1 pseudogene is annotated in these 1,451 nt (G+C 40.5%); it reads left to right on the top strand.

What is annotated here, in order from left to right:
* Window positions 1-468: pseudogene (locus tag QB898_RS13010) on the top strand (hypothetical protein); the annotation flags it as partial.
* Window positions 469-1,451: the final 983 nt, after the last annotated feature.

The following is a 1,451-nucleotide window of genomic DNA, read 5'->3' as shown; positions in this document are numbered from 1 at the left end:
AATGCCGTCAATGCTGGCAAGGAAGTGACCGTGCATGAGAAGAGCATCAACAAGCACGGGTGGAAGGGATTTGGATATATTGTTATTGATCCGGAGACGGGGGCCGGGGCTTATTTAATTGAGGGGGGCGGGAATGGAAGCTATTTACTAGGAATAGTGGCAGGATTCGCCTTGGTTTCTTTTCTTGCCGCATTAATGATTCCTGGTGGTGTTGTGTTGTTGCCTGCAATGGCAGCAGGCTTTGCAATAGCTCTTGAGGGGTTGGCATTGGTGCATATGTTAATGGCAAAAAGCATAGATTGGCAATGCTTCACTGCGGGATTTCTTACAGCACTAACACCACTTACCATATTATATACAGGATTTGGAATAACATTAAAAGCGATTGTAGGAATGCTGTTAACCGCTATTCCTATTGGGGAAGCAGTATTCGACTTTGCCGGAAGCCGAACAGGATGCATGAGATGACAATAATCATATATATAATATTTATATTATTCACAGGAATAACGTCAATATTCATCAAAGAATGGCAGTTGTTAATTGGGTGTATCCTGATTGGCGGAATGACATTGTTAGCCAGATCCATCGGTTGGTGGGTTATTATTGCAAACTTAACCCTGTTTTCATATACATTGATTGTTATTTTTAATACAAAAGATCGGCATTGATATTATATCTCGGTAGATCGGTAATGCGTTTACATTATAAGATGGTATGGAACATGCCTTGTCTATTATTGTTATTGAGCTAGAGACTAGCTAGAGACTAAAGTGGGGCTTGTCTGTTTGAGAGGGGAGAAATAGAAGCAGCGATTGATTTCTTTATATCTGGTATAGCATTATTTCCCACTGGATTATCACGTGCTATAGGCGCGAGCAACACACGCGCCATATTCATGAGAGAATATATGCAATAGCAGATATTAAGCCGTTAATAGCAAGATTTCCTGCAATTGCTTCCAGAGTTGGGCAATATCTTGCTGCCTTTGCTTTCGGTGCTGGATTGGAAATATCATGCCAGGTCCTAAAAAACAAACATATGCCTTTGTACTATGGTGTGCTTTGATATCAAGTTGCAGCGTGTTTTTGGTGCAACCTAATAAATTCATCTTCGGCTTTGCTATATGTGTCATAATTATGTTCGAGGTGTTTGACGTTAGAAATGAAAAAAGAGCAAGCAAATACGCCTATACATTTTTATCACACTATTTTTCATGATAACCTTCCGGGATTACGGAATCATAAGTGCCTCATTTGCATTACTAATAATACTGATATCAGTTTCATTCTCACGTTTATGCAAATTTATAAAGAATCTTATTTAATATCATTCCCCTGCCTTCAGATGATAAAACCAATACGCCAGCGCAATGGAGCATGCGGCGCCGGAGGCGTTCTGGGTGGATAAAACGAAGTGCAGCCATACGGATGAAAACGGGCGAATCCAGA

The organism is Ottowia cancrivicina (assembly GCF_029813755.1).
Taxonomy (GTDB): Bacteria; Pseudomonadota; Gammaproteobacteria; order Burkholderiales; family Burkholderiaceae_C; genus Ottowia; species Ottowia massiliensis.
The sequence above is the reverse complement of the archived record's forward strand: the minus strand, read 5'-3'. Positions and strand labels throughout refer to the sequence as shown.